General features: G+C 74.4%; 10 protein-coding genes. 4 read left to right on the top strand and 6 right to left on the bottom strand.

Annotation, left to right across the window (positions count from 1 at the left end):
- Positions 1 to 175: 175 nt before the first annotated feature.
- Positions 176 to 1,234 (bottom strand): cytochrome d ubiquinol oxidase subunit II, encoded by a 1,059-nt coding sequence (cydB, locus tag ACYVKY_RS07745; RefSeq protein WP_460434396.1) that lies wholly within the window; start codon positions 1,232 to 1,234, stop codon positions 176 to 178.
- A gap of 18 nt (positions 1,235 to 1,252) precedes the next feature.
- On the bottom strand, positions 1,253 to 2,695 hold the full coding sequence (locus ACYVKY_RS07740) for a cytochrome ubiquinol oxidase subunit I (RefSeq protein WP_460434395.1): 1,443 nt from the start codon (positions 2,693 to 2,695) through the stop codon (positions 1,253 to 1,255).
- Positions 2,696 to 2,775: 80 nt separating this feature from the next.
- On the opposite strand from ACYVKY_RS07740, the gene ACYVKY_RS07735 reads away from it, so the two are divergent.
- The 3 genes from ACYVKY_RS07735 (at position 2,776) to ACYVKY_RS07725 (ending at position 4,675) form a co-directional block, all read left to right on the top strand.
- Entirely contained in the window at positions 2,776 to 3,150 is a 375-nt protein-coding gene (locus ACYVKY_RS07735; protein WP_460434394.1) for a BlaI/MecI/CopY family transcriptional regulator, read from the top strand.
- Between the two features lie 4 nt (positions 3,151 to 3,154).
- On the top strand, positions 3,155 to 4,021 hold the full coding sequence (locus ACYVKY_RS07730; RefSeq protein WP_460434393.1) for a M48 family metalloprotease: 867 nt from the start codon (positions 3,155 to 3,157) through the stop codon (positions 4,019 to 4,021).
- Positions 4,022 to 4,117: 96 nt separating this feature from the next.
- The gene (locus tag ACYVKY_RS07725; protein ID WP_460434392.1) at positions 4,118 to 4,675 is read left to right on the top strand and encodes a hypothetical protein; all 558 of its coding nucleotides are present in this window, start codon (positions 4,118 to 4,120) and stop codon (positions 4,673 to 4,675) included.
- 9 nt (positions 4,676 to 4,684) lie between these two features.
- Here the strand turns inward: ACYVKY_RS07725 and ACYVKY_RS07720 are convergent, their stop codons facing one another.
- Both ACYVKY_RS07720 and ACYVKY_RS07715 read right to left on the bottom strand, forming a co-directional pair.
- The gene (locus tag ACYVKY_RS07720; protein ID WP_460434391.1) at positions 4,685 to 5,737 is read right to left on the bottom strand and encodes an alpha/beta fold hydrolase; all 1,053 of its coding nucleotides are present in this window, start codon (positions 5,735 to 5,737) and stop codon (positions 4,685 to 4,687) included.
- Between the two features lie 108 nt (positions 5,738 to 5,845).
- Positions 5,846 to 6,286, bottom strand: coding sequence for an SRPBCC family protein (locus ACYVKY_RS07715; RefSeq protein WP_460434390.1), 441 nt, complete (start codon positions 6,284 to 6,286; stop codon positions 5,846 to 5,848).
- Positions 6,287 to 6,346: 60 nt separating this feature from the next.
- Between ACYVKY_RS07715 and ACYVKY_RS07710 the strand changes: the two genes are divergently transcribed.
- Entirely contained in the window at positions 6,347 to 6,613 is a 267-nt protein-coding gene (locus ACYVKY_RS07710; RefSeq protein WP_460434389.1) for a hypothetical protein, read from the top strand.
- Here ACYVKY_RS07710 and ACYVKY_RS07705 read toward each other — a convergent pair.
- Together ACYVKY_RS07705 and ACYVKY_RS07700 are read right to left on the bottom strand one after the other, a co-directional pair.
- A complete protein-coding gene (locus ACYVKY_RS07705; RefSeq protein WP_460434388.1) occupies positions 6,610 to 7,461 on the bottom strand; it encodes an SDR family oxidoreductase in 852 nt (283 codons plus the stop codon). The genes ACYVKY_RS07710 and ACYVKY_RS07705 overlap by 4 nt on opposite strands.
- On the bottom strand, positions 7,458 to 8,374 hold a 917-nt coding region (locus ACYVKY_RS07700), incomplete at its 5' end, for a YhgE/Pip family protein (RefSeq protein WP_460434387.1). The genes ACYVKY_RS07700 and ACYVKY_RS07705, both read right to left, overlap by 4 nt.

Raw genomic sequence — 8,374 nt, 5'->3', positions numbered from 1 at the left:
GCGGGCGCGTGCCACGCCCCGCCCGCCGGGTCGCTGACGAGCCGCACGAGCGTCGTCCCGAGCGCCACCGCCTGGGCGACCGCGAGCAGCCCCCCGGCGAGCCCGGCCGCCACCACCACCGCCAGCGCCCGGCGGGCGGGCCGCAGGTGCGGCAGCAGCGCGGGGTCGAGCGGCCTCACGGGCGCGACCCCCCGGTGGGTGCGGGCTCGGCGTCGGGGATGTGGTGCACGGAGATCCGCCGGCGGAACACCCAGTACGACCAGGCCTGGTAGCCGAGCACGACCGGGGTGAAGACCGCGGCGGCGATCGTCATCACGGTGAGCGTCGCGTCGGTGGCCGTGGCGTTCTCGACGGTGAGGCTGAACGCCGGGTCGGTCGTCGAGGGCAGCACGTCCGGGAACAGGCAGGTGAACAGCGTCGCCACGGCGAGCACGACGGTCGCGAAGGTGAGGGTGAAGCCGCGTCCCTCGCGGCCGGCCCGCGCGGCGGCGAGCCCGCCGACCAGGGCCGCCGCCGCGAGCACGGCGAGCACCACGGGGACCGGCCGGAAGCCGTCGGCGGCCACCGTCCAGGTCAGGAACACGACGGCTGCGGCGGCGGCACCCAGCCCGAGCCGGACGGCGAGAGCCCCTGCGCGGTGGCGGATCTCACCGTCGGTCTTGAGGGCGACGAACATCGCGCCGTGGGTGGCGAACAGGCTCGCGGTGACGACCCCGCCCAGCAGCGCGTACGGGTTCAGGAGCTCGAGCAGGCCACCGGTGTACTCGAGGTGGTAGGCGGTGGGCGGGTTGTCACCGAGCGGGCCGAGCGGCACGCCCTGGACGATGTTCGCGAACGCCACCCCCCACAGCACGGCCGGCACCCACGAGCCCACGACGGCCGCGACGTCCCACCGGGCCTTCCACGACGGCTCGGGCCGCTTGCCGCGGTACTCGAACGCGAGGTTGCGGACGATGAGCGCCACCAGGATCAGCAGGAGCGGCAGGTAGAACCCGCTGAACAGCGTGGCGTACCAGAACGGGAAGGCGGCGAACATCGCGCCGCCGGCGGTGAGCACCCACACCTCGTTGCCGTCCCAGAGCGGGCCGATCGTGTTGTAGAGCACGCGGCGGTTGCGCTCGTCCCTGCCGAGCACGGGCAGCAGCATGCCGACGCCGAAGTCGAAGCCCTCGAGGGCGAAGTAGCCCGTGAACAGCAGGGCGACCACGACGAACCACAGGATGCTCAGATCCATGACGAGACTCCCTGCTCCTCAGTAGGCGAAGACCATCGGGGCGTCGTCGTCGGCGCCTCCGACGGGGACGGTCGGCGGCTCCTCGAACGGCTCGGGCCCCTTGCGGACGTAGCGCGCCAGCAGGCCGAGCTCGATGACGGCGAGCACGCCGTAGAGCAGGGTGAGCACGGTCAGCGAGATCCACGCCTCGGTGGTCGAGACGCCGGGCGAGACCCCGGCCTGGGTGGTCATCAGGCCGAAGACGACCCAGGGCTGGCGTCCCATCTCCGTGAAGATCCACCCGAACGAGCTGCCGAGGACGGCGGCGACGGGCAGCGCGAGGCCGAGCGTGGCGATCCAGCGGTTGCCGGGCACCCGGCCGCGACGGGTGAGCCAGAGCACGAGCACCGCTCCGGCCGCGGCGGCGGCACCCATCGTGATCATCATCCGGAACGACCAGTAGACGACGGGCACGTACGGCACGAAGTCGCCGTCGTGCTGCACCTGCGGCGTGCCCCAGTCGGTCTCGCGGTACTGCTCCGACAGCTCGTTGATGCCCTGCACCTCGCCGTCGAACGAGCCGGTCGCGAGGAACGACAGCACGCACGGCACCTCGAGCTGCTGGGTCGGGGTGCGTCCGTCGAGGCTGCCGACGGTCAGGAGCGAGAAGGGTGCGCAGGAGTCGGACGACTCGTAGAGCGCCTCTGCCGCAGCCATCTTCATCGGCTGCACCTCGGTCATGATCTTGCCCTGCACGTCGCCGGTGATGGCGACCCCGAGCCCCGCGACCAGGGTGAAGACCGCCCCGACCCGGATGCCGACCCGGTAGAGGGCGTGGTCGTCGCTGCGGCGCACCAGCAGCCACGTGCAGGTGCCCATGACGAACGCGCCGGCGGTCAGGTACGCCGCGAGCACGACGTGCGGGAACGTCACGAGCTGCACCGGGTTGGTGAGCACGTCGAGGAAGGCGGCGACGCTCGCCAGCTCGGCGCGGTTCGTCTCGGGGTCGAACGTGTACCCCACCGGGTTCTGCATCCAGGAGTTCGCGGCCAGGATGAAGTACGCCGAGGCGAGGGTGCCGAGGTGCACGAGCCACATGCAGGCGGCGTGCAGGGCGCGAGGCAGCTTGTCCCAGCCGAAGATCCACAGCCCGATGAAGGTCGACTCCAGGAAGAACGCCAGCAGGCCCTCGAGCGCGAGCGGGGCGCCGAACACGTCGCCGACGAAGCGCGAGTAGTCGGACCAGTTCATGCCGAACTGGAACTCCTGGACGATGCCGGTGACCACGCCCAGGGCGAAGTTGATGAGGAAGAGCTTGCCGAGGAACTTCACCAGCCGCAGGTACTCCCGCCGCCCGGTGCGTACCCAGAGCGTCTCGAGCACCGCGAGGACCAGGGTCAGGCCGATCGTCAGCGGGACGAACAGGAAGTGGTAGACGGTCGTGATGCCGAACTGCCAGCGGGCGATGTCGACGACGTCCACGCTGCGCTCCCAGGGGTGCGGGCCTTGCTCCTACGTGACGTAGTAGAGCGTAGCACTACATCGTGTAGTAGATTGACGGCGTGCCCCAGACCTTCGGCGACCTCGAGCGCTCCGTGATGGAGGTGCTCTGGGCCGCAGCCGACGACGGCGCGGCGCGCACCGTCAAGGAGGTGCACGCCGAGCTCGAGCGCAGCCGCGCGATCGCGTACACCACGGTGATGACCGTGCTCGACCGGCTGGCCCGCAAGGGCGAGGTCGAGGTCGCCAAGGCCGGCCGCGCGAACGCCTACCGGGCCCGCGGCACGCGCGCCGAGATGACCGCCGACCTCATGCACGAGACGCTGGCCGAGTTCGGCGCCGACGACCGCGGCCGGGCGCTCGTGGCCTTCGTCGACGACGCGAGCGAGGCCGACGTGGCCGCCCTGCGCGCGGCGCTGGACCGCCTCGGCGGCTGAGCCCGTGCCGACCCCGCTCGTACTGGGTCTGCTGGCCGTGCTGCTGGCCGGCCCGGCCCCCGCGCTGCTGCGCCGCTGGACGGCGACCCGGCGCACCCCGCGCTCGGCGATGCTGCTGTGGCAGGCGGTCGCGCTCGCCGCCGTCCTCGCGGCCCTCGGCGCCGGGCTGTCGCTGGTGACCCAGGTGGCCTGGCGCCAGGAGCCGACCCCCGTGCGGCTCGTGGTCGCCGGTGCCGCGCTCGTCGTGACCGCGGTGGTGCTCGGGCGGCTCCTGCTCACCGGCCACCTCGTCGGCACCCGGCTGCGCGAGCTGCGGCAGCGCCACCGCGAGCAGGTCGACCTGCTGGCCGAGCGCGAGCAGGACGTCTCGGTGCTCACCCACGACGTGCCGGTCGCCTACTGCCTGCCCGGGGCCCGCTCCGGCCGGGTCGTGCTCACCCGCGGGGTGCTGGCCACGCTGTCGCCCGAGGCGACGCAGGCCGTCCTGGTGCACGAGCGGGCGCACCTCGCGGCCCGGCACGACCTGGTCGTCGAGGCGTTCACCGTGCTGCACCAGGCGTTCCCGCGCTACGTGCGCAGCGCCGCCGCGCTCACCGAGGTGCGGCTGCTGGTCGAGCTGCTCGCCGACGCGGCCGCCGTCCGCGCCGTCGGCGCGCGCCCGCTCGCGCAGGCGCTGCTCGCCCTCGCGGGTGGTCGGGTCCCGGACGGCACGCTCGGCGCCACGGCCGGCGACCTGCCGGTGCGGGCCGACCTGCTGGTGCAGGCGCGGCCGCGCCCGGTGCAGACGGTCGTGCTGGCCGTGCTGGCGCTCGCCGTCCTGGCTCTGCCGACCACCCTGGTGGTGCTGCCCTGGCTGTCGTCGCTGGACTGACCGGCTGCCGAGGTGCTCGACGGACGCCGCGGTGGACCTCCGGTCCGTCCCGGGCGGCGGACCTGGCGACCGACGGCCGATGCCATGATCGTCGGCATGATCGACCTCTTCGCCGACCGAGCGATCGTCGGGACCCGCACGAACACCGACTACGAGTTCGTCGCCGACGGGCGCGTGGTCGCCTCCACCCGCAGCCGCAAGGTCGCCGCGACCCACTGGTGGAGCTGGGCCGTCCGCCTGCTCGGCTCCAGCAGCGCGACCCGGCTGTACGAGATCGAGGTCGTGGACCCCTCCGACGTGCCCCGCTGGTTGATCACCCTCTCCCCCGGCACGCCCAACACCTACTCTGCCGAGGTCACCCTCGTCGACGGGACGCCGGTCGGCCGGGTCAGCGCCGACGGCGGCACGTTCAACCCGTTCCCGAAGATCGAGCTGACCGCCGCCGACGGGACCGCGGTGGGCCACGGGACGAGCAAGGGCGCACCGCAGTTCTTCGACGCCGCCGACCGGCCGCTCACCGAGTTCACCTGGCAGGGCGCCGAGCGGCCCTTCGACAAGCCCAGGTGGCGCCTGTCCTTCCTCGACCCGACGCTCGACGCCGAGTCGCGTGCGCTCGTCGTCGCCGGGATCATCGCCTGGGAGCTCCCTCGGTGAGACCGACCGTCAGCCGTCGAGGTGCGCGACGAATGCCGCGGTGAACTCGTCCGGGGCCTCGACGTGCGGGCTGTGGCCGACTCCCGGCAGCACGAGCCTGGTGACGGAGCCGCCCTTCGCCTCGTAGTCGTCGAGCACCGCGCTGGTCTGGGCGATCATCGGCTGCGGCGGGCAGACGTCCGGGCCGGGCCAGCCGGGCACCGCGCCGAGTGCGCCGAGCGCCGCCAGGTCGAACATCGAGCTGTCGCCGACGACGGCGTCCTGGTCGCCGCGCACCCACAGCACCGGGGGCTTGGGGTCGACGTCGACGATGCCGTCTGTGCGGAAGTGGGTAGGCGCCAGCGTGTTCAGCACGCCGCGGGTGCCGGGCGCGACGCCGGGCCAGGCCTGCGAGGTGCCCGCGTCGCCGGGGTAGTGGTCCTCGCCCGTGCGCGTCGACAGCATCGACTCGACGTACAGGTCCTCGCGGTCGAGCACCCGGCCGCCGGCGACGTAGAAGGCGCGCAGCACGTTGCGTGGCGAGGTCTGGTTCTCGGTGCCGGTGTCGCCCTCGGCGAGCAGGCGGACGAACTCGGGGTTCGCGCAGCCACCGCCGGAGCCGGCGCCGTCCGGGCTCAGCAGCGAGCCGTCGGCACCGGTGCCGCCGAAGCCGTACGGCGACACGGGCGCCTGCAGCGTCAGCGTCCGGACGCGGTGGGGCGCGTCGAGCAGCACCTGCATCGCGACGCCGCCGCCGAGGCTCCAGCCGAGCAGGTGGAAGGTCTCGAACCCGAGCGCGTCGGCCAGCGCCAGCACGTCGTCGGACCAGTCGCGGACGCCGCGCGAGGCGTCGACCGGCAGGGCCTCGGTGCCGCCGTAGCCGCGCAGGTCAGGAGCCACCGGCCGGTAGCGCCCGGGCAGCGCGGTCAGCAGGTCGACGTAGAACAGCGAGCTCGACACGTTGCCGTGCACGAGCAGCACCGGTTCGCCGTCGTCGCGCCCGGCCACCTCGAGGACACGCGTGGTGAGGCGGGAGGTGGGCACGTCGCGGGACTGCACGCCGTCGGGCAGGGAGGTCGTCACGGGGGTGACCTCACCACGTGCGGGACGCCGGCTCAACGGGGTCGGGCACCACAGCCGAGCCGCGCCCGGTGGCGCGGCCCGCCACCACGAACGTCGCGAAGGGGACGATCAGGGGCGAGGGAGCTTCGCCAGGTTCTCCTGCAGACCCTGCTCGGCCTCGTCCCCGAGCTTCTTCAGCGCCGGCGCGAGCAGCGGGCCCGCGACCTTGGCGACGCCCTTCCACTCGAACTCGGCGGTGTACTCGACGAGCGAGCCGCTGCCGTCCGGGGTGATGCGCATGGTGTCGGTCGCGGTGACCGTGTCGTTGACCCCGCGGAGCCGCACCAGGGTGCCCGCGTCGAGGTCGATGACGGTGTACTCGAGCTCGGTCTCGCGGCCGAGGAACTTCGAGACGTTGTGGTACCTGGTGCCGACGCCGCCGTCGCCGCTGACCCGCTGGGTCGAGACCGTGCCCGGGTCCCACTCCTCGGTGTGGGTGAAGTCGACGAGGTAGTCGAAGACCTGCTGCGGTGCGGCGTCGGTGCGGACGGTGCGGCTGACGGTGCTCATGCCGCCACGCTAGGTCGGCTCCGGTGGCGCCGCGCGCCGAGCGCGCGGACGATGACCGCCATGAGCGAGAGCGAGAGCGAGCAGGGTCGCGACCCGGACGAGCCCGCGGTGCGCGACGACCACGACGCGGCCGGCGGGGGCGAGCGCGCGGCGGGTGCCGACGACGCCGGCGCGGGCGACGGCTTCCCGGCCGAGGACGTCATGCCCGAGGACCCGGACCCCGACCTCGACGTGATGGACCCGTTCGGCGTCGGCGAGGACCGCGACGCACCCGAGGAGGGTGGCTCCGAGGGTGGCGCGTCGTCCGACGAGGGCGACCCGGCCTAGCGGCGCACCACCTCCGCCAGCGACGTCGCGGGCCGGCCGGTGAGCGCCGCCACGTCGTCGCTGACGACGTCGAGCTCGCCCGCCGCGACGGCGGTGTAGGTCGAGACCCACGCGTCCACCTGCCAGTCGGGCGCGCCGTACGCGGCCCGTGAGGCGTACGCCTCCTCGATCGTCTCCGCGACGTAGGTCGTCGGACGCCCGGCGTCGGTCAGCGTCCGCGCCATCTCGTCGAACGACAGCGCCTGCGGCCCGGTCAGGTCGTAGGTGCGCCCTGCGTGCGCCGCCGGGTCGAGCAGGACGGCGATCGCCGCGTCGGCGACGTCGTCGGTGGCCACCAGCGCCGCGCGGCCGTCACCGGCGGGACCGCGGAGCACGCCGTCGTCGCCCGCCATCATCGGCAGGAAGTCGGCGTAGAGGCTGTCGCGCAGGAAGGTCCAGGTCAGCCCGGTGCGTTCCGCGGCCTCGCGCAGCCGCTGCTCGGTGGTCCAGTGGTCGCGGGCGAGGGTGAAGGTCGGGTCCGGTGCGGCGCCGAGGAACGAGGTGTAGACGACGTGCCGCACGCCGGCGTCCGCCGCCGCGTCGACGGCCGTCAGGTGCTGCTGGACGCGGTCGGGCGACTCGGACGCCGACACCAGCAGCAGGGTCCGGACCCCCTCCAGGGCCGCGCGGACCGCGCCACCGTCGCCGTACGACGCGGCGACCGCGGTCGCACCCGCGAGCCGCGGCGCCCGCGAGGTGTCGCGGCAGAGCAGCCGCTGCTGGACGCCGCGGTCGGCGAGGCGGGCGGCCACCCTGCCGCCGAGGCGTCCGGTCGACCCGGTGACGGCCAGGGCGGGTGCGCTGCTCATGCCCCCACAGGTACCAGGCTCCGGCGCACGGACGCCACGGTCCAGCGCTGCTCGCGCCCGGCGGCCCACACCGAGACCAGCAGCGGGACGAGCGTCCACGCCACCAGGCCGGCCACCGCGCCGGCGACCGACGCACCGCCGCCCTGCACGAGGGTGGTGAGCGCGTCGACCGCCAGCGGCAGCGGGAGCACGCCGCCGAGCACCTGGAACGCCTCCGGCGCGGTCGCGAGCGGGATCAGCCCGCCCATCGACGCGACCTGCACCACGAGCAGCACCAGCGACAGCACCTGCCCGAACCGGCCACCGACCGCCACCAGCGCCTGGTGCAGGGCCGTGAACGCCGCCGCGGCGAGCAGGCCGACGAGCACAGCCGGCACCGGCGAGGCGACGTCGAGACCGAAGGCGGCCACGACCGCCGCGAGCACCAGCACCTGGCCGGCGCCGATGAGCGCGGCCGGCCACCAGCCCTCCAGCGCCAGCCGTCGTGCGCTCGCGGCCACCGTGGCGGCGCGGGCGGCGAGCGGGCGGCGCACCAGGAACGTCGCCAGCGCGCCGAGCCACAGCACGAGCACGGCCACGAGCGGGACCACCGAGCCGGACACCGCACCGAGCCCGGTCCCGTCGCCGGACGTCACCGGCCGGGTCACGACGTCGGCGAGCTGCTCACGCTGCTCGTCGGAGTAGGACGGCAGCGCCGCCGCGCCCTGGCCGAGGCCGTCGGAGAGCTGGGTCGCGCCGCTCTGCGCGTCGGTCGCGCCGGTGGCCAGCCGGTCGACGCCGGACGCGAGCTCGACCGCACCGGACGCCAGCTCCCCGGCACCCGAGGCGGCGTCGTCGGCGCCGGACGCGAGACGGCCCGCGCCGGAGGCGAGCTCGTCGGCGCCGTCGGCCAGCTCGGCCGCGGCGCGGGCCG

It is taken from the genome of Angustibacter speluncae (assembly GCF_054777815.1).
This window is presented reverse-complemented; position numbering and strand designations above follow the sequence as displayed.